Below are 24,490 nucleotides of genomic sequence, written 5' to 3' on the forward strand. Positions count from 1 at the left end.
ACTGCAAATATCGAAAAAAGAGCTAAAATTCTTATGGATTCTCTTTACTTTTATAAGCACACATAAAAATTTATTTTTTTAAGTAACTTTTATATCATTTTTGAGTCTTATACATAAATTATTAATCTGAGCTATTATGTTTTCTCTCTTTCGCGAAAATGTTCGTATTGCATTTGATTCTATAAAGGGTCAAGTTTTACGTACTTCTCTTACTGTTTTTATTATTGCCATTGGTATTGCTGCTTTAGTAGGTATTTTAACTGCTGTAGGAGGTTTAGAGAGTACTATTTCTGGAGATTTTGCTTCTATGGGAGCAAATACTTTTTCGCTACAGCGTTATCAATTTAGAACAGTACAAAGAGGGCAACGAGAAAAAATTAACCCTAAGATTAGTTATCGCAACGCAAAAGAATTTAATGAACGTTTTCAATTCCCTACAGCTCAAACATCTATCGCTTTTACAGGAACTCGAACTGCAGAAATTAAATATGAAAGTGAAAAAACAGATCCCGAAGTTAGAGTTTTAGGTATCAATGAAAATTACCTTGATAACTCGGGTATCGAAGTTGAAAACGGACGTAATTTCACCTTTTTTGATGTTAAAAATAATAATCATGTTTGTATTATAGGTTCTGATCTAGCTAACGGAATTTTAAAAAACGTCAATCCTATTAATAAAACAATCAGCATACGTGGTGTTAAGTTTAAGGTTATCGGAGTTTTAAAAAGCAAAGGATCTACTTTTGGAAACAATCAAGATCTTAGAGTCATGATTCCATTACAAGTAGCTCGTTCTATATACACACTGGCGAATATCAATTATAATATTAGCGTTAAGGTTGCCGATAAAGCCTATCTTGAAGGTGCTCAAGATGAAGCTATCATTACTTTTAGAAACATACGAGGATTAAGCCCTGTAGAGAAGAATAATTTTGGGATGGAACGCAGTGATGATTTATTAAATCGTATTGCTAATATTACACAGTACTTATATTTTGCAGCATGGATCATTAGTATCATTACCATTTTTGGTTCTTCAATAGCTTTAATGAATATCATGCTCGTTTCTGTAACCGAAAGGACACGAGAGATAGGTATTCGTAAATCATTAGGTGCAAAGCGTAATACTATCGCTTTTCAGTTCTTTATGGAGACTTTAATTATCGGGCAAATTGGTGGTGTAGTAGGAATTGCCTTAGGTATACTTTTTGGAAGTATTGTAGGTGCTGCTGCTAATTTTGTGTTTACAATGCCTTGGGAAGCCATTATTTGGGCTACTGTAATCACTATCATCGTTGCTATTATTGCTGGTAGCTATCCAGCATTAAAAGCTTCTAAACAAGATCCTATCGAATCTCTTAGATATGAATAGATAATATCTATTTATCCTAAAACATTATATAAAAAATAAAGGCTAGTGTACTAACAAATAACACTAGCCTTTTTCGTGGGTATATATAAATAAAAAACTAACTCTACTTTATATTATAAATCACTATTGAATAAAACATGTTACATATTGATCTAATAGTAACTTAAAGGTTATTCTAAGATATCTTCATTAAAAACATAATCTTTATAATTAACCTTAAATAAGATACTGTAAAGAGATGGTATAAAAAGTAAGGTTATCATTGTTCCAAATAATAATCCTATCATAATACTTACAGACATTCCTTCCCACATTTCTCCTCCACTTAAATACAACGGAATCAATCCTAAAATTGTAGTAAATGTGGCTAATAAAATAGGTCTAAATCGCTGTAAACATGCTGCTATGACTGCATCTTGAACATTACGTTTTAATGTTTCCTGCTCTATCTCTATCCTGTCAATTAGTACAATTGCATTATTAATAACAATACCCGCCAAAGAAATTACTCCTAAAAATGGCATAAACCCAAAAGGTTCTCTAAATACTAATAATCCAATAATAACACCTATTAACGCCAACGGTATAGTAAGTGTTACCATAGCCATTTTTCTAAAAGAATTAAATTGAATAATCAATAGCAATAATATTATAAATCCAGAAAGTGGTAATTTTGCTATTACTGATCCCATACTGTCTTTGGTTTGTTCTGCATCTCCTCCTAAAGTATAATAATATCCATCTGGCCAATCTCTTACTTGCTCCTCTAGCCACGGTGTCACTTCATTCATTATCAATGAAGCATTTCCTCCATCTCTCAACTCACTAGAAACGTTAATAGTTCTATCTATATCCAGTCGTTTTATTTTTGCGTATTGCCATTCTGGAATTATAGTTGCTACCTGTAATAATGGAACACTTTTTCCAGAATTTTGAGCATAAATGTTTAAAGACTCTAATGAGGCTAATGATTGTTGCTGTACAGCATCACTACGCATTAATATAGGAATTGATTTATCGTCTTCTCGATATTCTCCTGTTTGAAATCCATCTAGTACAGTTTGAAGAGATGTCGCTATATCTTGATTACTAACACCTGCTAACTGTGCTCTATTTTGATCAATCTTTACTAAAAACTTTTTACTCTTAGGTCCCCAATCGTCTTTGATATTCTTGGTACCTTGTACCTGTGCTAGCTTAGTTTTTATTGTTCCTGCAATTTCGGATAACACATCGGGATCTTCTCCTGATACTTTTATTTCGATAGGTGTTCCTCCACCACCACTACTAAGTGAACTTACTTTTATATCTGCGTTAGGAAAATTATTAAAACTAAATTTATCCAATTTGTTAATCATTTGATTATTCATAACAAAAGAAGATGTATTAACTAATATATGTGCATAACTAGAATTTGCCTCATCCTGAGAATAACCTAAATCATAAGATTCTGGCCCTTGTCCTATATATGATGACCAATCTACAATTCCTCCTGATGCTACAGCATCAACTTGAAGTGAATCTGCCATATATTGTTCAATTTCTTTAACAATTGCTGTCGTTCTTTCTATCTTAGTTCCTTCAGGTAAATTGATATCTACTGTAATCATGTTACGAGCACTATCTGGAAAGAATACAAACTCAATATATCTGAAACAATATATAGAAACTGCAAATAAAAATGTAATTCCTCCTATGACACTCCACTTATGTGCTAATGCTCCTAATATTAAATTTTTATACCCTTTCTTTAATGTCCCAATAATTCTATCTATAAGAGAAGGCTTTCGTTCTGCTTTGGGAGTTACTTTTAAAAATAAATAACAGAATAAGGTAATTACAGTTAGAGCTATAATCCATGATGACAGTAGTGCTATTGTAATTACCACGAATATTGGCCCTACAATTTCTCCCATTACAGTAGGTGATAAATAAAACGCTAAAAATGCTGCAGATGTTGTTAATGTTGAAATCAACAGAGGCATCCATAATTCTGCAAAAGCCTCTATAGCTGCAGTTTTCTTTTCTATACCTTGCTCAAGTTTTACAATTATTGTTTCTGCTACCACAATAGCATTATCGACCAGTAATCCTAACGCCATAATTAATGCCGCCAATGTTACCTGATTTAATCCCATATTAATCACTCCCATAATCATAAGTGTCATTATGATTACTATAGGAATCAAACTAGCGATGACAAAACCTGTACGCATTCCTAGAAATACAAGCATTACCAACAGTACTATAACTATAGATTGTATAAGATTACTCACAAAGTTATTTACCTCATGATTTATAAAATCATCTAAAGAAGATACTCTTGTTAGCTCTAAACCTACAGGTAATTTCTTTTTCCATTGGTTTACAATAACATTTACTTCTTCTCCTAATGCTATTACATTTGCATTTTCTTTAAGATTTATATGTAATGAAATTGCGTCTTTACCATTTACTCTTACCTTTTGATTAGGTGGATCTATATAAGCTTTACGTATAGTCGTAATATCACCTAATTCTATAAGCTGTGTACCACTAGTTCCTACAGGAATTAACATTCTTCTAATATCATCAACTGTATTAAAATTCCCTGTTGGTTCTAGAATAATGCGTTCATCTCCTACATTAATTTCCCCTCCAGAATTTAAGATATTAGTCGCTGCAATTGTTTGTTGTAGCTTTGATGCCGACAGTCCATATTCTTTTAATCGAGTATTATCAAACTCAACAAAAACACGTTCATCCTGTACTCCTCCTAGAACTACTTTTGCGGCATTAGGTAATTTAATAAGATCATCTTTAATATCATCTGCAAACTCTTTCATTTCTGCATATGAATATCCATCTGATGTTAATCCTACTACAATTCCATATACATCACCTATTCCATCATCATTCAATCTAGGTCTAACATTAGAAGGTAACCCTCTTATTCCGTCTAATTTTCTACGCAATCTATCCCATACTGCTTGCATTTTTGCTTTGGGTACCTCATCTTTAAGTGTTACGGATACTACAGATAATCCTGTTCTTGAATTACTTGTTATTTTCTTTAATTCGGGTAATTCTTGTGCTACTTTTTCAATTTTATCCGTTACTAATAGTTCAACCCTATTAGGACTTGCTCCAGGAAACTCGGTAACTATACTTGCTACACGAATCGTGAAAGGAGGCATACTATCTCTTGAAAGTCCAGAATACATCACAATACCTAATAGTACTATTGTAACCAAGACCATGATAGTGATTCTATTTTTTTCTATAGAAAACTTTGCTAAATTCATAAATCAACTGGTTTTGTATCCTTTATAGTTTAACTTCTTGACCATCTAATAATGTTTGTAACCCCGCTGTTGCAATTTTTTGCCCTTCGGTTAATCCAGATAATACTTCAAATCCTTCTTGAGTCAATTCTCCTAATGTTATATATTGCTTTTTTACTGTTGCAGTATTTTCTATATCATTAATCACAAATACAAAACGGCCTTTACTATCTTCTCCTACAGCGTTTGTAGGAATGACCATGCGTTTATCATTTATTTTCTTATTCCTAAAATCAAAGGTCACATTAGCAGACATTCCGCTTTTGATTTCACTTGTAGGATTAAGGATCATCACACGTACTGGGTAAGTTGCGGTATTGGTATTTACAGCTGGTGCAACCTCTGTTACTTTGGCTTTAAATGTTTTTTGATTTAATGAAGAGAAGCTTACTTCTACTTCCATCCCTTCTTTTATCACATTAATTACGCTTTCTGGTATCCCTAAAGCGATTTCCATATCTCTACCTGCATTTAGTGTAGCTACAGTTTGACCTGCACTTACATTTTCTTCTATTTCTGAAGTCACCGCTGCTATAACTCCATCTTCTGGAGCATATATATATCCATAACGTACTTGTTCTTCTTGAATAGATACACTTCGCTTAGCCGATTCATAGCTTTCTTTGGCTGTTTTGTATGCATTTTTAGCCGATTCAAAATTACTTAGAGAGGCACTTCCTTTCTCGTATAATTTTCTTGTACGATCTAAGCTTAATTTTGAAGTATTCATCTGTGATGCGCCACTATTAAGTTGTGTCACTGCTTGTTCTAATGATAATCTAGCTTGTACATTATCAAGTTTTGCTAATAACTGGCCTTTATTTACTTTTTGACCTAGTTTGATATCAAATTGAGAAATGATACCGCTATTGCGAAAACTGAGTTTGATAATTTTATCTGTTTCTGCTGTACCGCTAAATGTTCGTTCTTTCTCCTTTCCAGAAAATGTTACTTCCGTGTATTTTACAGGTCTTAAAAACTTTTCTTCTTTTTTCTTTTCTTTAGCACAAGAGTATATTAGTACTAATGAGAAAACTCCTATCAAAATGTGTGAAAGTTTCTTCATCTTATATCTATTCTTTAATTGTTTTTGTTGGTATATTCTAAAAAGCGTTGTATAAACTTATCGTTCTCTTCTTTTGTACTTAACAAGAAATAGTGATTAAGCAAACGTTCTATACTCAAGACATTTATCAAGTAGTTATAAGTTGCATTAGTTCTTGCTAGTTGCGCGTTCAGGTAATTGTTTTGTGCATCTATAAGTTGTGTAACATTTACTGCTCCATTTGAATATGAAACCTGTGTTAACTCTAAGCTTTCTTTTGCTGTATCTTCAGAAACTTTTGACAATTCTATATTAGAAATTTGATTAACTACATTAAATACATTTGTCCTTATATTGGCTTTAATACCTAATTCTGTATTCTCTTTATTAATTCCTAATTGTTCTTTTTGAATGATTGCTGTTTGTCTTCTAATATTAGTTTGTGTTTTATTGAAGATAGGTAAGGATACATTTACTCCTACATTGTAATTACTATTCAATAATTCAGGAAAATTAGCGGGTGCGGAACTTCCTTTTCCACTACGGCTAAAAGTTCGATTATAAGTACCTTGCAATGCTACTGTGGGCAAAAATCGTCCATATCCATTAAGCTTTATATTACGCTCTGTAGCTTCTAGATTATATCCTAATGATTTTAACTCTGGTGCATTGGATAAAGCTTCTTCTATTAAAAACTCAATAAACGGCTCTCTTAATCTAGGATCATCTAGTAATCTAGCCATTTCATCATAATTATAATCTTTAAATACTTCGTCATTAAGTGCGACATCTTCAATAACAATTTCTGTATTTACTGGATTATTCATCAGTTGATTTAACGAAATTAAACTTTGATTTAACTGATTCGCAGCTTCTATCATACTCTGGGTATTTTGAGCTTTTTGACTTCGAAAACGCAAAACATCTGATTTACTCGATTCTCCTGTTTCAAAATTTTGCTCTGCAAGAAGTAGGTTCTTTTTGGTTAAGTTTAAATTACGTAACTGAATTTTTGCATTAGATTTTAATATTAATGTATTAAAATACGCATTGGCAACATCAAAGATTGTATTAAGCTGTTGTGCATTAAAATCTTCTTGTCTTGCTTTTAATAAACTTTTTTGTACTGAAATATTAGCATTGACTCCTTCTGCAAAAATTGTTTGCTCTAAAGACACACTTCCTGTGGTTTGAAATTCTGGTTGTTGTCCGTTACTTACTTCTGCCAACTCTGGATCTGTATATCTTCCTCCCGCAGTAGCTGTTACACTAGGTAAATATTCACTTTTTGCTGTTTTTACATCCTGACCACTAATATCAATATCTTTTCTACCAGATTGTAAACTTAAGTTCTTATCTAAAGCTTGCTCTATTGCTTTTATTAAATTATAGCTTTTCCCCGCAGGAATATTTTCAAAACCACCAATAAAATCTGTATTTGTTATTAAGCTATACTTTAAAGGAACTCCTATCGATTTTGCTGTATTATAATTAACTGTTAATCGTGGTTCTGTATTAATGAATACCGATAAATCTGCTAATGGTGTTCCATTTACATAGGCTTCGATACTTAATGCTATTCTTCTAAAAAATTGTTCTAAACTCTCTTCTGGTTGATTAGTAGCCATAATACCTTCTTCTACCTGATCTATACCATTAATAGTTAGAGAAGGAATCTTTTTCTCGATAAGTATATCTGCTAGAGTTTTCACCTCCTCTTTAGTCAAAAAGAAGCCTCCTGCAAGATACACTGCATCTACTCCATCTAGATTAGAGCTAATGTCTTCTAGTGTTTTATACGATATTAACTTATACGTTCCGTTTAATTCTTTGAAAGCTGTATCAAACTTTTCTTTAAAAGGTAATACTGCTATAGCTTCTTCTTCTATTATAATTCCTAATTTTTTAAATTTAGTTAGCTCTTTTAACTTGATAAAATCTTCTTTAAATGATGCTGGCTGAATTAAATAGGTAAAGTTTGTAATTCCTGAAGTTTCATTTGAATAATCTATATCTTCAAAATCTCTATTTACTGCTCCAAATAATATAGTTGGCTTTTTATATACCTCTTGAGCATTTATTATTTTATTATTTAGAATTCCAAATGCTAATATTATATCGGTATTATTTTCTATTAACTTTTGGTAATTATGCTTAGCTAAATTTATGTCTAGATTATTAGACAAAAAACTCTCTTGAGGGAAATTAATTTTGGCATCTTCTCCTACAACTGCCTTAATTTCTTCATGCAAGCGCATTAATAATGGTGTTAATCGAGGAGCTTTTTGGTCTACCAACACACCTATATTGTATTCTTTTTGGTTTTGAGTATATCCCAAAAAAACACAAATCATAAACACAAATGATAAGTAGTTCTTCATTATATATCTAATTTACTTGAAGTTTCTTTTTTTGTTTTCAATTCTTTATTACGCCGCTATAAGCGGTAATATAAAAAGACACCATCTATGTGGGGTATTGTGATTTATAGGGGAATTTTATATAAATTGATTTCGATGGTGTCCTTATAAATCTTTTTATTTTATAATGATTTTTATAGTATCTAATCTTGGTATATTTCATTTTTTGGATCAAAAAAACATTTGTTTTCATTTATCCAAAACCAACAACAACACTAAAATTCAAACTATTAACCTCTATCCAAGATACAAAAAATGTACGATTATTTATTCTCAGATAATATTAAGTTTCAAATGTTTATTGTCAAATTGTTCTTTCTTTTATACGTTTACAATGTAAGGTTACACTGAATTAAAAGCTACTCTACATTTTTTTCTTTTGCAGTTGTATATTATTCTCTTATCAATAAATTTATCTACTTTGATAGATCGCTTCTTAATTGCTTTTTTTGTTAATTTTTCTATTTTTTCAATCGTTTTATTTTCGATAATAGTACTATTTAATATAGTTGTTATTCTTCCAATATTTACATTCTTCATCTTTTGAAATAAGAAATTGTTTACTTTTAAATCTACTATAACTTAATAGTGCAACCTTTGCTAAGGCAATTTGTAAAATCATCAAGTATTACTTTACATTAATTACTTTATAACTAACTTATTCCTTATATTTTATTTCGATTTCTAGTCTAGAAAAGGACTCTATATTTATTAAATATACACTTGTATTTAATATTGGTTTGCAAATGTATTAGCAACAAACACAATCTCCATTGCCATTTGGCAAAAAGCACATATTATTTAGTTTTTAATTCTTTTCTTAATCGACTAAATGAAGTATTGGTTATCCCCAGATATGAAGCTATATCTGAGTGTGGTATTATATTTTCTAAAAGGTGGTATTTTTTTCTAAAATTAAGCAATCTCTCTTTGGCTGTTAAAGTTGCCATTCCTACTTCTTTATCTACTTTATTCAAAATTTCAACTTCTAACAAAGAGGATCCCCATTTAAAAACCTCCATGTTTTTCATAATTAATTCTTCAAATTTAACAGATTCACATGCTGCCACTTTAATAGTAGTAAGTGCTTTTATATAAATAATTGATGTTCCGCTTGAAACTCTTGTTGGACTTGGAGAAAGTATCTCTCCTGCTTTAAAAAATGAGATCGTTACTTCTTGCCCATCCCTACCTATCACATAACTTTTACAAAACCCTTCAAGTAGAAAAAAATCTCTTACGACTAAATTATTTTTTCCTACAAAAACATTGTTTTTAGCTATTTCTTCTACCTTATATAAATCATATATCTGATCAGATGCTTGTTTTGAAACAGGTATAATCGAGTTAATAATCTTTTCTATATTTTCTTTATAAGATCCCATAACAAAGTCTTAAGGTATTATTTTCATGCTATTAAAACCATTTCAATCCAAAATGATTTTTTACTTTCTATAAGACTTCAAATTTTAAAACTCATTACAAGTTTTTAATATTATTTTTTAATACTCACTCATATATTTACTTTTCTCTTCTCCCAAAACTGATTTTTCTATTGCAATTATCTTATGATTAAATAGAGGTTTTTTAGTTAAATACCATTTAAGTTGTAATCCTACTTCTGTAAATTTAAATCCAGCTGCAGTAGCCGATGCTATATTACTATGTTTTGCATATACATGAGCTCTAAAACGATTTGAAAATTGATATCCTAATTTTCCTTCTATCCTAAAGGTTGTAGATTTTTCTTGATCTTCTATAAATTGATATCCAGCTGCAGCATTAACTCCATAATACCAGTAAGCCTTTTTTTCTGAACTATTCTTTATCAAATCAGCAAACACTTCTACTACATTAAATCTCGAGGGACTAAAATAGATTGTAGGTACTTGATCTTTAAATGTTATATATTGATAATTAATTCCCACTTTGGTACTGGGACGTCTCAATACCTTATAATATAATGAAGTGAATAAAAGGTTTCTTTTATTATCGTCTGATTGTGTTGTGTAGATATATTGTGTATACCATCCTAGATTAAAATTGGTATTTAGATTATAATTCAAAATAAAATTATCCATCATAATTTCTCTATCCAATAGTGCTGCGTTAAATTCTTGTATTTCTCTTTTATATCCCAATTCTAAATTTTGCAATCTAAAAGGTTTCATTTTAAGAAATACTTCTCCCAAAACATTTGAATATGAGTTTGTCGTTGCTTCGGCTTTAATAATTCCTAATCTACCTGTAAGTAACATTCCTTTATAAAGTTTATACTTTCCTCCAATAATCATTGTATGTGATGTGGCATCATCATTTGTTACTTCATTTTTTGTATTTCGGTAAGAGTAACTTCCTTCTAATAAAAATCGTGTAGAAAAAGGTACTTCTGATCTCACTAAAAAACTCCAGGCTTTGTTATCACCATTATCTATAGTATATGATGTTTTTTGCTCTATAAACGGGCTGTAATTTAGATTCAGTTTTTCAATTAATCCTTGTGCATCTATTTGTTTAGGAAAATGCTTTAATGTTTTATATGCGTATTCATAACTTTTGTAGGGGTCATCAACAGCTCTATAAGCATTTGCTATCCCTAGATTACCATCAAACGAAGTTGAATCATTTTGAAGTATTTTTTTATAATTTGCTATACTCGTTTTAAAATCACTAGTATACATTCCTAATGAAGATTCCATTGCTAAAACTCTAGGGTTATCGGGATATTTAGCAAATAATTTGTCTATTTCTTGTTTGGTCTTTACATATTTACCATTCCATGTTAGCGCTTGTATATATCGTTCTTGACTATTTAAAAGTGTTACGGTATCTTCTGGATGCTTATACGCTTGATCAAGAGCCTTTTTTGCTGTTTTTAAAGCCACTTTTTCTTTATGTTCTTTGTGTGCTATTAAAGATAAACCAGCTAATGCAGCTATACTATCTTTAGCATTTTTTGCCAAAGCTTTATAAATAACTCCTGCTTCTTTAGTTTTATTCATTAATAAATACACATTAATTTTATTTAATTGTGTATCTCTGTCTCCAGGAAAATCTTCTAGGTTTTTATCCATTAAAGTCAAAGCATCTTCATATCGCCTATCTCTTACATAAGTTCCTGCATATCCCAATCGTATATACTTTCTAGAAATCATTGCGTTAGGGTTCCCTTTTTGTAGTGCTAATGCATTATTAACGAGTAATAATGCTTTTTCATATTCTTTAAGATTGGATAACGTATTTGCATATCCTAGTACAGCAGGAAAACTAGTATCGTCTTCTGCTACTATTAGCTCATAAAATGCTTTAGCTTTTACAAATTCTTTATTCCATAATAATGATTCTGCATAGTTTAATTTTATTTCAAAATCGTTAGGGTATTCACTTCTTAATTGGGTAAAAATAGTCACTGCTGTTGTAGCTTCTCCAGATAAACCTACAGCTCTACCATAACATAATCGAGCTGTTTTATTTTGTGGATATTCTTGCAATACTTCTTCAAAAAATGTCTTTGCCAAAACATACTTTCCTGTTTCAAGATATTTAAATCCTTTTTCCATATTTTGTGTATACCCTGTATAAAAAAATAGCCATGTAATACATAGTAAAATAAGCCTCTTATCAATCATATGATATTCGTTTTGATTTTTATGATTTGTTCTGTAAAAAAGTTATTTAAGTAGGGGTAATTCTTTATTAAAATATGATTTTATTAAGGTACTAATTCTTTCTAATTTACACTTCATTTTCTTCAATTTTTATGCAATTACAATTTGAAGTACTTTTCCTACTAAAAAACTTATAAATAGTTTTAAAAACATCTCTAAAATACACTATTAATCGATAATCTACATATTTTTTTGTTCAAACCGCATAAAGTTTACGGACAAACCGTTGAGCAAATCCAAAAAAGCATCTTAATTTTACAACAGTCTGATATACAACATAAACAATATATAAATCGCCCCCTTATTGATCGTATTATTTATGAATATCGCTATCAGATATTAGTGTAATTATTAACCCTTAAAAAAACCAAAACTATAATCCCTTTTTGCCCTTAATTAAATTTAAAAAACCCTACTTATGAATTCAAAAACTACCGGAATTATAATTCCTTGTTATAATGAGGCTGAACGTCTCCCTATAGAGGAATTCAAAAAATTTATATCTACCTACAATTCTTATTATTTATGCTTTGTAAATGATGGTAGCAGTGATCGCACAGGCGAGTTACTCAATTTACTAGAAAGACAGCACCCAAAAAAAATCAAAGCTTTACATCTAGAAGTAAATCAAGGTAAAGCTGCCGCAGTAAGAGCTGGTGCTCATTATTTTAATAACTTTTCTTATATCGATAATATCGCTTTTATAGATGCCGATTTATCAACATCATTAACAGAATTAGACTCTTTAGTATCAAAACTCAATAAAGATACCAAACTCTCTATGATTTTTGGATCAAGAAAAGGTGAAGACGCTGGTCAAATCGAACGTAGTCTAATGAGAAAGGTATTTTCTGGCATCGTAGGTTTTGTAATTAAGTCCATATTAGGGCTTCCTATACAAGACACTCAATGCGGTGCCAAAGTATTTAAGAAAGAAATTGTTCCAGAAGTATATACTCAAAGTTTTTTAAGTCGTTGGCTATTTGATGTTGAAATCTTTTTAAGATTAAAAAATCATCTAGGTAGCCACAAATTGGTACAATCCATAAGAGAAGAACCTCTAGAAAATTGGGTTGAAGTAGATGGTTCAAAATTGTCTTTTAAAGATTCTTTATTGATCCCTCTTAATTTACTTGTGATTTGGCTTGCTTATTTTAAAATACAATTCAATCATTGGACAGTATCAGATATTTATTCACTTAAAACAAACTACTTTATGGTACAATAACTACGCTCTGTCTAAACAAATCCCCCATTAAGCGAATTTTTAACGTAAACCCATGATTCTTAAGCAAATTTATATTGGTATTAACCTCATAAAAATGAATCTCATGGCTTTAACTATAGAAAATAACCACGGAATTTTTGAAATAAATGGAAAAATTCATTCAGAAAATGTAAGATCCTTACAAAATTATTTTGAATGTCTTATTGACATTTCTGACTCTCTCATCATATCTATTGAAAATGTAAAAAAAATAGATATCTCTGGTGTAAATGCCCTAGGAATGCTTTATAAAAAAGCTATGAAAGGCAACAAAGCACTTTCTATTATAGGTAAGGATAATAAAAACATTCAGAGTGTATTTAAACACACCAAAATGAATTTTATTCTTAAAAATGATTTTGTCTAATCCTTAACCTAATGACGATAATGAACGATTTACGTATAACCAATAATCTAGGAACGTATGAAATAGAAGGAGAATTTACATCTAAGAATTCTCTACTGGTACGAGAGAAATTTAATTACCTACTCGATCACTATGAAGAAGTAGTGATGTGTTTAGGTAAAGTAAAAAAAATTGACAAGTCTGCGCTATGTGTGCTTTTGGATATTTATTCTAAAGCAAAAAGAAGAAGTAAAGTACTTTTTGTATTGGGTAAAAAAAACAAGTACATCAGCGATATGTTTACCAAAAGTCAAATGAATTATATCTTCAAAAATGATTATTACTAACATTGCTAATTCGATTATAAAAGTATTAACTCCTGAGCAAAAATTTATGATCAGTGTAATTATTGTTAATGCGGGTAATTACTTTTATAATCTTATACTCGGTAGGGTTTTAGGTCCTGAACAATTTGCAGATGCTGCGGTATTAATAACCTTGTTATTGGTACTATCATTTGCTGCTATGACATTTCAACTGGCCACGGCTAAGTTCTCGGTAATTTTTTCAAATGACACCTTTTCTTCTTTTATAAATGCTATTTATAAATATGCAACTATAATAGGATTGGCTATAAGTGCTTGTATAATTCTATTTTCAGAAAAATTAAAAGTGTTATTTAATACGCAATCTTCGATGATGTTTATCATTTTTGGGATAGGTATTCCTATTTATTTTGTGATGAGTGTTAATAGAGGAATATTTCAAGGAAAGAAAAAATTTGATCATCTTGCTATTACTTATCAAAGTGAGATGTTAAGTCGATTAATTCTTACTTTAATTCTTATTTTCACTTTATCATTCTCTACATCATCTACACTGATTGCAATCGGAATTGCGCTATCTTTTATTTTTGGATTAATCCCCTTTAAAAAGGTAAATATCTCATTTAATATAAAAAGTGGTTTATCGCATCTTGATAAAAAAAGAGTAACCAGTTTTTTTGTTTTAACTGCATTTTACGAATTAACCCAAATCATTATTAATAATAGTGATATTTTAATGGTTAAGCATTATTTTGATTCTTATAATGCTGGGTTATATGCATCGTTAGCCTTGATAGGTCGTGTAGTTTATTTTGTTGCTTGGATGTTTGTTATGTTATTACTACCCAAAGTTGTACAAAAACAAAAAGATGGAGAAAAACATGTTTCTATATTAATCAAATATGTTTGTTATATCACCATACTATCTACTGCAATTGTTTTAGGTTGTTATTTATTCCCTGAATTTGTTATTAAACTTATGTTTGGAGAAGAATTTGTCTTTATAGCACCTTTATTATGGAAATATGCTGTAGCTACTTCTCTTTTTGCGATCTCTAATATTTTTGCATATTACTTTTTATCTCTAGACAAATACATTCCTGTTATTCTCTCAGGTATTTTAGGAATCACTCAAATTGCCCTTATTGCATTTTATCACGATAGTTTACAACAAGTTGTGACTATGCAAATCATAGCTATGGCAGTTTTATTGGTAACCCAGATCTTATTCTTCAAAAGTGCTCATAACAACAAAAAAGCACAAAAATCAAAAGCACTTCCTAACTAAAAAATTGTATTATGAAATTAGCTATAGTAACTTCATTCCCGCCTAGTAAAGTAACCCTAAATGAATATGGGTATCATTTACTTAAAAATTTTAGAACAAAAGATAACATTGATGAAATTGTTCTTCTTACAGATGTTTCTGCCACACAAGCTGATTTGAATTTTGAAGAAAAAGGATGCAAAATCACAGTAAAATCATGTTGGAAATTTAACGGCTACTTTAATGTTTTAAATATTCTAAAAGCGATAAAAGAAACTAAGCCTGATGGCGTTTTATTCAATCTTCAATTCATGAAGTTTGGAGATAAAAAAATTCCTGCTGCTTTAGGGTTGCTCACTCCTATGCTTTGTAAAATAAAAAACATACCTTCCGTTGTTCTCTTGCATAACATTATGGAACAGGTTGATCTTAAAAAAGCAGGATTTACACAAAACAAAATTCTTCAGAAAATATATAATTTTATTGGTACAAGTCTTACTAGACTTATCCTTTCATCTAATATGGTTGCTGTAACCATGCAAAAATATGTAGAAATCTTAGAACAAAAATATCATGCTAAAAATGTGGTTCTTATTCCTCATGGAACTTTTGAAGTTCCTGAGCGACCTGACTACTCATTGCCTTCTGGTCCTTTAAAAGTAATGACCTTTGGCAAATTTGGAACGTACAAAAAGGTAGAAATTCTAATCGAAGCTGTACGAAAAGTACGTTTATGGACAAAAACTGATATCGAGATTGTTATTGCGGGTACAGATAATCCTAATGTAAAAGGATATCTTAAAGGTGTTCAAGAGCGTTATAAAGATGTGCCTCAAATTACTTTTACGGGCTATGTAAAAGAAGAAGATGTACCGCAATTATTTAGAGATAGTGCCATGGTAGTATTTCCTTATACGTCTACTACGGGTAGTTCTGGTGTTTTACATCAAGCTGGTAGTTATGGTAAAGCTGTTGTCATGCCTAAATTAGGTGATCTAGAACTTCTAGTTAAAGAAGAAGGTTACAGTGGCGAATTCTTTAATCCGCTTAGTATTGATAGTCTCGCTATGGCCATAGAAAAGATTATTGTTGACGAAGCTTATAGGATTCAATTAGGTGAAATAAATTACAGCGCAGCTACTGCATTGCCTATGTCTGCAATTACCGATCTCTATTTACAACATTTTACGGCTATAATCGATAAGAAAAATGCGCTTCTTCTAGAAGAAGCTACTGCTTAGCAATATACTTAAACGCTGGTTTCTTATTTCCGTTGTGATCTAAGAAACCAAAGTGTTTTTGTTTGTGTTTCCTCCACGGTAAACTTCCTACTACACTTGACGGAACATTATCAAAATCGTATAACGTCCACGACATAAACTGAAGATTATATCGTTTTATTTTTTCTTGCATTACTTGATGGTACTTTGCTTGTTTTTCTTCTGTAATGCCAAAAGGACTCCATAATCCTCTATTTGAAGACAATCCATATTCTTGCATTACCAATGGTTTATTCGTTGCTATTTTTAACTTTCTATAATGCTGATCAAAATCATTAAGTTGTAAATAATAGTGAAAAGAAATAAAATCAACTTTATCTTTTAGGAGTGCTGCAGCTTCTGCCGTTGCCCAACCAATAGTTATCAAATGATTGGGATCGTATTTTTTTAATTGCGTCATCGTCATTTCAAGCCAGGCTAAGACATTTTTCTCTCCTCTATTCTTGAAATCCAAATCGGGTTCATTTTTTATATCCCAAGCTAATATAGCTTCGTGATTTTTAAATCTTGAAACAATTTGTTCTACATGTCGATGTGTTAATGTCCAATCTAATACAGAATAGTCTCCATAAAAATCAAATAGAGTTATCACTACTTTTAGCTCTTGCTCAAATGCTATGTCTAATACTTTTTTAAGTTTTTGTAGTTTTTCTTCAACTAAAACTGCTTTTCCAAAGTCTTCGTACTGAATAAATATTCGTATGCTATTTAATTGTGCTTCTTTAATTATTTTAAAATCTTGAGCTATTATTTCTTCATCAAAATCATCTCCAAACATATCCCAAGGACTTTTTTGTGGATAGTAATTGATTCCTTGAATTTCAAAAGGTTTATTATTTACATATATCTTTCCTTCTTTCACTTTCGCGAAAGCATTAACCTCAATACTATCAGCTTGTTTTTGCAAAGGTTCTCTTATCATATGTCTTATCCTCCAAAAACCATCTTCAAGCAACATTAAAACTTTATAATTAGCAGTATCTAGAGCTTCTATCGCTAGTTTTTTATCTTTATAAACTCTTCTGTATTGCTCCACTTGATGATCTGTAAATACGATCAATTGTCCATCTGCACTATAAAAATCAAGTTCTGGATGATGTGTTAATGTTGTATTTTCGATAGCAATTCCTTTTTTCTTATTATCGTTAATATACTTAAGGAGTTTTTTTCGAGAATTATCGGTATAGAAATCTTGCAATCCAAAAGAATCATTTGTTTTATATGCTATATTACGTACATACCATGCATCTAAATAATCTTGTTGTATTTCATATTGCGTTTGCTTTTCCATAGGTCTTCCTGGATTGGCTAAAGATTTCCATTTAACCTTGGGCAAATACACATCTTCATTTTTAACCTCAACATGTAACATAGCCGATCGATCTGCTCCTGTTTTAAAATAACTCAAGATTTTACTAATCGACATAATGACTAGAACATTTATTACTAAAAACGTAATAATTAATAATCCTCTATAAATATTTTTATTAATAGATTTTACCATAATTCTATTTGTTCTATTTTTTTTACTATCCCCAAAGCTTCTATACGGAAACTATATCTTCCATTAGGATAAAAATCTTCTAATAAGTCAAATACAACTTTCCCCTTAAGAGAGGTATCTACCTTATAATCAAATAATTTATTTTCTTGATATATATACATTTTTACTACAGCTCCATCTGGAATAATCTGTTTCATAAAACTTCTAAGTGGCCCTACTGTTATTTCTCTACCTGATTTTTTAATTACTACATCATAATCTGTTTCTAATGGTTTATAGTTCACTACAATTTCATCACTCTTTCCCATTCCTGTTACATAGGCTCTAATCTTCCAAGTTTCTTCATGATCTGGATGCAATATTTCTGCTCTAGCGACACCATTTATAGTTAATCCTGGTGTTTTAAGTAATTTTCCTTCTTTATTTTCTATAAAAAAAGTCACATAAGTACCATCTGTTACTATATTCTCATATTGATCTCTTATTACAGAAGTACTTAAAACACTAATTTGATTTCCATCTGCAAACTCATGTTCTCTAGTAATTTTTATCGTAAAATCTATCGCATTGTCTGGATATACTACTGTCATAAATTCTTTTGAATCTGCATCTTTACATTCGGCAGAAACTAATATCCTACCTGATTTCTTATAGGAAAAGATATTCTTCCATGCTATCAGATCTTTAGTTTCTAAATCATTTGTAGTAATATTTTCTAGAAATTGATGTTTAATCAATGTTGGTGTCCCTTCAGCTATAGGGTTATCTAGAGAATCTGTAGGTACTGTAACCATCATTGCATAATCTCTACCTCCTGCTACAATACTTGGCGGTCCTAAATACGATTCCATTTTTGTTTTTGTAGCTTCATTGGCGATAACAGTTAGTTCTCCATTAAATAATCTTTTTCCAGATTGCATTAATTGCCATGAAATAATGCCTTTATGTCGTGTAAAATGTTCTGGAAAGGTAAATTGTAGTGTACTTCCTTTTTGTACTGGTACTACTGATGTAATACCATAAGAACCTTCTATCATCAACACTACATTTTTTATTTGATTACCCCCAAATTCAAAAAGAATAGGTTCATTTGCTATAAATACTTTTTGAACAGTAAGTAGTGTTATCTCTTTTGTATTGCTATTCTCATTTGCATAACTGTAATACAACACTATTATCATACTGCATAACAATACTACTGGCAATTGATATGTTCTTAACGCTATCTTCATTTATTTAGGATTACCTATATAATTATTGACCTCTATTTTTATATAGCTATATCCATCACCTTTAATAGGTTGAAGTTGTTCTCCTGGATGAGACCAATCTCGATCTGGAACAATTTCTCTTGCTATCATGGTATTGGGTAATCCATTGATAAAACTTTTGGTTATATCACTATTAAGTACCGTTACTATAGGTACTCTTTTTAGGTCATATTCAAAAAACTGTTTGCGTTGTGGTCTTATTCCTTCTTTGATAAATAAATGATCTACCCAAATCAATTCTTTTTTATCATTATAATACGAGATTAATAATTGAGGAATTGTTACTTCTTGAAAACCAAAATTAAACAGCATTCCTCTAATTACATTTTTATCTATTTCTAAATCATTTATAGACACACTTTTATACAAATCAGTTATCGCTACATTTCCTGCTCCTTGTAACACAAAGTTTGTAGGTTGTTTTTCGAGCTCTATAGGTGTAAATTCATCTGGATTAAATACTTCTGGAATTTCATCTTCTATATCACTCCAAGCAATCCCTTCAAAATTGATTTTAAAACTGGTTATTTCTCTAGGCATTAATTTATGCTTGATATGGTATTTTGCATTATGATTTGCTAACTCTACACTCTTATCATCATATAAAATTCCTTTTAAAACTACATCTGCAGGGGTATTATCTACATTTTGTAATTCTCCTACAATAGCATATCGATTGTGATAATGAATTAACTTTGCATTGAGTATCTCTAATACAGGTTGCTTTAAGACATCTTCGTGATATGTTTGTTCTGTAGTTACACGTCTACGTCCATGATTATAAAAAGCCGTTATATTTTTTGAGAAGAATTGATCTGGCGGAATATCCAAATCAAAACTTGTAGGTTTGATATACCAATCCCCTCCTCTTTCTATCAATTCATGTTGATATTGTTTTTGTATATTTTCTAAAGGCGTCACCCAATTGGTCAATATTTTAGCCTTTGCTGTAGAATCTGTTTTATGTGTAATTTTGATCTCAATATCATTCATTTTTGCATACGAACTCATTAATCCGTCAGATACTGCTACCTCTAGCATATACTGTGATAATGTTTGCCCTTCTTCTGGATCGATATAAGAATGTGCTTTCTTAAACATTTTAAAGTCAAGTGCATCATAGTATGCTTTAATTACATTAGTAGCTGTTAATTGTGTTTCATTTTTGATATAAAAAAGATAGGTACCATACCCCATAATGATCAATATAAAAACTATCCATAGATGCAGTATGTTAAGTAAACCTGATGAGAATTTGTCATAGTTATTTTTAAAATTACGATATACTGGTAATCTAATTTCTTTAATCTTAAGCGTTCTATACCACATCATTTGTATGTTCAACACAAACGCCACCACTACGGTGAGTAACGGAATAATTCCCCACATTAATTTTAAAACTAGAGGCGCATCTTCATAAGGTAATATCGTAGATAACGGAGGTACATTGAGTTTCTCCCAGACCATAATGCCATTCTCTAACATGGGTAATCGTTGCCATCCACTGAAATATAATATGGGGTCATAAAACTTATCGTTTGAAAAGATATATTTTAAATTGTATTTCTCTGGAACTGTTAAAAATTGTTGTAAAGACCCTATTCCTTCTACACCTCTAAACTTTGAGTTTTCTAGACGTTCTATAGCTCTTGTAGTTAACTCTGGTAATCTTCTTGCCGAATGGTAATTACCATCTACCGTCATAGCCGTAGTTTGTGCAGATAACCATGCCATTTGATCTCCAAAACCTAAGGTCAAAAACCGCCATTTATCATGTTGATCCTGTTTAAGAAAATTGACTATGGGCAACATATTTATTTTTTGAGGCTGTAATGGTCTAAAATATCCTAAACTCATCGTAAAAACCCCCATAATAACATAAAACCCGACCAAAAGCCCTCCTATAATTCTATGATATACTGCTCCATACTTTCTTTGAATCAACCGTTTCATATCTCCTTCTACAAACCGATATGCAAATTCTCCAAATAAAGGTAGAGACATAATAGATCCCCATAAGGTAAACCTATCTAGCGTAAGTATATTAAAGGCATTATCTCCTAACAGTATTTTGGGAACAGGTGTCGTTCCTCCTGTACCTAAAACAAATAACATTGTTATCGATAATCCAAAAAACAGATAACGCTTACTATAATAGCGATAAAAAATGTACGGAAAGAAGAATAACAATACTCCCCACGGTATTAAGAAGAATACCAATCCCGAAGATGTCACTTCTAAAAAATTATCTCTTGATCCATGTGGTATCGGGACCTGTGTTATAGGGTTATTTTTTGTGTTAATCCAATATGGTAAAATACAGGTAACAATTAGTACTAACGAACCTGCCCCAAATTTTACAATACGCCAAAAATGTTCAAAAAAAGTAGTCAAAAAGATTCTGAAGGTGACATCTTTCATCCGCTTTACCTTTTCTCTAGAAGCATCCATCAATACCATACCTATCAATGGAAAAATAAAAAATACCATCCCAAAAATAGGAGTTACATGGTGAGAAGTAACTGTTACTGATAATAGCGAAAAAGAAGTTATCAAATAACGATATTTACCTGTTTTGAGCCATTGATAAATTTCTGGTAAACAATGCATCAAAACAGAGATACCCACAATACTCGGTAATTGCCCAAATACATGTAATGTTTCTACAAACGAAGATGAAAATACCGCTAACAATGCCGCATATCCGGCTGCTTTTCTACTAGACGTTATTAAAAGTGAAAATCGATATACTCCAGTTATAAATAAAATAATACCGATGATAGCTACAGTAAAAAGTCCAAATTTCAACCCTGATACATACGATAATAGCCCTATAGTTTGATGTACTAATGGCGGATATCCCATTACTGTAAATCCTGTATACCAACTATAGCTCCATGGTTCAAACCAACTTGAAGCGTAATGATTTCCAAAAAATAAATGAATCAACGCATCATAAGTATATTCTAAAGTGTAAAAGATACTGGTTCCATGAAAAGATACCCCTATTAACAATGCACTAATGATATACTTATTAGCCTTATCCCCCATCTAAGTTGCTGTTGTGTTAGTTGTTACAATACTTAAATATACAACAAAGCACATCGATTAAACAAATCTATATCTATAGAGTTTTTCCTTTCATCGATAGTTTTTATCTAACTGACGAAAATTCCCACATCCACCTCCATCTCCTACCTATTTTTGGAGTGTAATCTTAAAATGATAAAGCATTATGAAGAAAGGAATTATCATACCATGTTATAACGAAGCCGATAGATTGAATATAGATGCTTATTTAAAATTTTTACAACTTGATAACAATTACTATGTATGTTTTGTTAATGATGGCAGTAAAGATCAAACCATTAATATACTCAAAGGATTACAAAAACGCTTCTCTCATAAGGTTAGCGTGATTGATATCAAAAAAAACAGAGGTAAAGCTGCTGCTGTAAGAGCAGGTTCTAGATATTTATATAGTAGAGGTGATATCGAATATATAGGATATATAGACGCTGACTTATCTACTGATTTTGATGATTTTGATGACTTAACAAAAACCTTAGATTCAAAAAAAAACTTAGACATGGTTTTTGGTTCAAGGGCTAAATCTGGGACAAAGTCCATCAAAAAAGATTCTTCTAGAGCTATCATTTCCAAAATTATAAATCTATTAGTAAGATGTATTATTCTATTACCTATATATGACACCCAATGTGGAGCAAAAGTTTATCGTACTCATTTAGTCCCCATTCTTTTTAAAAGAAAATTTCTAAGCAGATGGTTATTTGATGTAGAAATGTTTATACGATTAAAAAGGCATTATGGCAGAAAAGCTACTATGAGAAGTATTTTTGAACAACCTCTTAAAAGATGGATTCATGTAGAAGATTCAAAACTAGGTATAAAAGATGCTCTCGAAATCCCTATGCGTTTGTGTTCTATTTGGTTTCAGTATATCATACTTGATCAAGTAAACATTAAACTTCAAAATACAACCCCAGAACTTAACATTACAATATATGATACCCCAAGTATGGCCTGATTTGTAACGTTTACCCCATAATCTAGAAAAAGCAGAGAAGGTTCTCTGCTTTTGTCATTTGTAATATTTAACCATAATAAAAAAGGGAGTTTTACCTGTTTATTCTCCGTTGTTTTCCTCTGTCATATTTCAACTCCTCCTTATAATTTTACACAAAATTTTTAATCACTTACAAATCAATTTTTTAATCATGAAAAACAAATTAACCATCAGTTATCCTTTGTTTTTATTAGGACTTATTTTTTGTTTTATTAGTTGTACTAAAGATCACGTAGAAATTGTTTCTAATGCAGAAACACTTCCTTCTACACTCGTTAAATCAATCGACGAGTATCATTCTTTATTAGCAAAGAATCCAGATCAACTTGTCAATAGCCATGAAGAGCTACTTATTAAAATCAAGAAAAATGAATTATTACATGAGTATCTTTATAAAGATCAAAAGATCCTTATTGACTTTTTAAACAGCGTACGTTTTACAAAAAAAGGTTTAACAAACATTCAATTTAGCTTATTAGAAAAACACTTTCCTGATGTATCAGAAAAACTCACAAAAGAACTCGTTATCGAATTAGGATTTGATCCTGATCATTTCTTAGATATTTTTGATAATTATGGTGGCTGTGATGGCTACGGAAATTGTGGAAACGAAGGTGGTCTAAATTGTAAAATCGCTCTTTGTAATCCTTATTTGGTACCTGATTACTACCTTAATTTAGAAGAAATAATTAGATCAAACTATAATTACATTCAAGATTTTATCTCACCAAACAATGATCTTAAAGATCTTACTTTACCATCAAGACGATCAAACGAATGGTTTTTTAAACACTTTGACCTAGGTAAATTAAACTTTGAAGAAAAAGACCTTAATTGGTTACAAGAAAACATTAAAAAAGATCAAATCATGATTTTTGGAAATCAAGTAACTCATGATGGAGAACCTATACAAATAGCTTCTTTAATCTTTACAAAAAATTTGGATCGACCTGAGATTTTTAAAGAAGTTCCTGGTATCATTATCGATTGGAGATATGAATTAATGTGCGGTTATAGATTCTCTGGTACTTTTCCTAATATAGGATCTTGTAACTGTTGGCTAACTTTTAATTGTTTTCCAAAATTATCTGCTGGTTGTAAATGGAAATGTGATTTCATAGAGTGGAAAGAAATTATACCTGATCTTATCTATGAAATCCCTGATGATCCATGCTGGGTATGCGATGATTTAGATATTTTAAAAGAACTTTCTATCGATCATATTCGTATAGACCAACCTATTATAGATATCGAAAGGCTAATCAAATTTCAATAACACTCATCTAATTTGTACATTGAATGTTGCTAGAAGTC

General features: G+C 30.7%; 16 protein-coding genes. 8 read left to right on the top strand and 8 right to left on the bottom strand.

Features of this window, described 5'->3' with window-relative positions:
- The first annotated feature begins 136 nt into the window (after positions 1-136).
- Positions 137-1,372 (top strand): ABC transporter permease, encoded by a 1,236-nt coding sequence (locus ACYEKI_RS02400; RefSeq protein ID WP_459209557.1) that lies wholly within the window; start codon positions 137-139, stop codon positions 1,370-1,372.
- Positions 1,373-1,542: 170 nt separating this feature from the next.
- Here the strand turns inward: ACYEKI_RS02400 and ACYEKI_RS02405 are convergent, their stop codons facing one another.
- The 5 genes from ACYEKI_RS02405 to ACYEKI_RS02425 form a co-directional block, all read right to left on the bottom strand.
- Positions 1,543-4,656, bottom strand: a complete 3,114-nt coding sequence (locus ACYEKI_RS02405) for an efflux RND transporter permease subunit (RefSeq protein WP_459209558.1) — start codon at positions 4,654-4,656, stop codon at positions 1,543-1,545.
- A gap of 22 nt (positions 4,657-4,678) precedes the next feature.
- Positions 4,679-5,761 (bottom strand): efflux RND transporter periplasmic adaptor subunit, encoded by a 1,083-nt coding sequence (locus tag ACYEKI_RS02410; protein ID WP_459209559.1) that lies wholly within the window; start codon positions 5,759-5,761, stop codon positions 4,679-4,681.
- A gap of 14 nt (positions 5,762-5,775) precedes the next feature.
- The gene (locus ACYEKI_RS02415) at positions 5,776-8,121 is read right to left on the bottom strand and encodes a TolC family protein (RefSeq protein WP_459209560.1); all 2,346 of its coding nucleotides are present in this window, start codon (positions 8,119-8,121) and stop codon (positions 5,776-5,778) included.
- An 836-nt stretch (positions 8,122-8,957) separates the two neighbouring features.
- Positions 8,958-9,545: a Crp/Fnr family transcriptional regulator gene (locus ACYEKI_RS02420; RefSeq protein ID WP_459209561.1), complete on the bottom strand. Its 588-nt coding sequence runs from the start codon at positions 9,543-9,545 to the stop codon at positions 8,958-8,960.
- 117 nt (positions 9,546-9,662) lie between these two features.
- Positions 9,663-11,789, bottom strand: a complete 2,127-nt coding sequence (locus ACYEKI_RS02425; RefSeq protein ID WP_459209562.1) for a tetratricopeptide repeat protein — start codon at positions 11,787-11,789, stop codon at positions 9,663-9,665.
- A 457-nt stretch (positions 11,790-12,246) separates the two neighbouring features.
- On the opposite strand from ACYEKI_RS02425, the gene ACYEKI_RS02430 reads away from it, so the two are divergent.
- The 5 genes from ACYEKI_RS02430 to ACYEKI_RS02450 all read left to right on the top strand — a co-directional run bounded on the left by ACYEKI_RS02430 (position 12,247) and on the right by ACYEKI_RS02450 (position 16,275).
- Positions 12,247-13,056 (top strand): glycosyltransferase, encoded by an 810-nt coding sequence (locus tag ACYEKI_RS02430; RefSeq protein WP_459209563.1) that lies wholly within the window; start codon positions 12,247-12,249, stop codon positions 13,054-13,056.
- Between the two features lie 103 nt (positions 13,057-13,159).
- Positions 13,160-13,462 (top strand): STAS domain-containing protein, encoded by a 303-nt coding sequence (locus ACYEKI_RS02435; protein ID WP_459209564.1) that lies wholly within the window; start codon positions 13,160-13,162, stop codon positions 13,460-13,462.
- A 20-nt stretch (positions 13,463-13,482) separates the two neighbouring features.
- Positions 13,483-13,788: an STAS domain-containing protein gene (locus tag ACYEKI_RS02440; RefSeq protein WP_459209565.1), complete on the top strand. Its 306-nt coding sequence runs from the start codon at positions 13,483-13,485 to the stop codon at positions 13,786-13,788.
- Positions 13,775-15,055 (top strand): oligosaccharide flippase family protein, encoded by a 1,281-nt coding sequence (locus ACYEKI_RS02445; RefSeq protein ID WP_459209566.1) that lies wholly within the window; start codon positions 13,775-13,777, stop codon positions 15,053-15,055. The genes ACYEKI_RS02440 and ACYEKI_RS02445 overlap by 14 nt, the downstream gene beginning before the upstream one ends.
- A gap of 11 nt (positions 15,056-15,066) precedes the next feature.
- Positions 15,067-16,275 carry a glycosyltransferase gene (locus ACYEKI_RS02450; RefSeq protein ID WP_459209567.1) on the top strand — a complete coding sequence of 403 codons (1,209 nt, stop codon included), beginning with the start codon at positions 15,067-15,069 and terminating at the stop codon, positions 16,273-16,275.
- On the opposite strand, the gene ACYEKI_RS02455 is transcribed toward ACYEKI_RS02450, so the two are convergent.
- The 3 genes from ACYEKI_RS02455 to ACYEKI_RS02465 form a co-directional block, all read right to left on the bottom strand.
- Positions 16,265-17,740, bottom strand: a complete 1,476-nt coding sequence (locus ACYEKI_RS02455; RefSeq protein WP_459209568.1) for a glycoside hydrolase family 2 TIM barrel-domain containing protein — start codon at positions 17,738-17,740, stop codon at positions 16,265-16,267. The genes ACYEKI_RS02450 and ACYEKI_RS02455 overlap by 11 nt on opposite strands.
- A 71-nt stretch (positions 17,741-17,811) precedes the next feature.
- A complete protein-coding gene (locus tag ACYEKI_RS02460; RefSeq protein ID WP_459209569.1) occupies positions 17,812-19,050 on the bottom strand; it encodes a hypothetical protein in 1,239 nt (412 codons plus the stop codon).
- Positions 19,051-22,140, bottom strand: coding sequence for a hypothetical protein (locus ACYEKI_RS02465; RefSeq protein ID WP_459209570.1), 3,090 nt, complete (start codon positions 22,138-22,140; stop codon positions 19,051-19,053).
- Positions 22,141-22,324: 184 nt separating this feature from the next.
- Here ACYEKI_RS02465 and ACYEKI_RS02470 point away from each other — a divergent pair, with 184 nt between their 5' ends.
- Together ACYEKI_RS02470 and ACYEKI_RS02475 are read left to right on the top strand one after the other, a co-directional pair.
- Positions 22,325-23,137 carry a glycosyltransferase gene (locus tag ACYEKI_RS02470; RefSeq protein ID WP_459209571.1) on the top strand — a complete coding sequence of 271 codons (813 nt, stop codon included), beginning with the start codon at positions 22,325-22,327 and terminating at the stop codon, positions 23,135-23,137.
- Between the two features lie 190 nt (positions 23,138-23,327).
- Positions 23,328-24,452, top strand: a complete 1,125-nt coding sequence (locus tag ACYEKI_RS02475) for a hypothetical protein (RefSeq protein WP_459209572.1) — start codon at positions 23,328-23,330, stop codon at positions 24,450-24,452.
- The last annotated feature ends 38 nt before the right edge of the window (positions 24,453-24,490 follow it).

It is taken from the genome of Aquimarina rhabdastrellae, from assembly GCA_947387485.1.
Classification (GTDB): Bacteria; Bacteroidota; Bacteroidia; order Flavobacteriales; family Flavobacteriaceae; genus Aquimarina.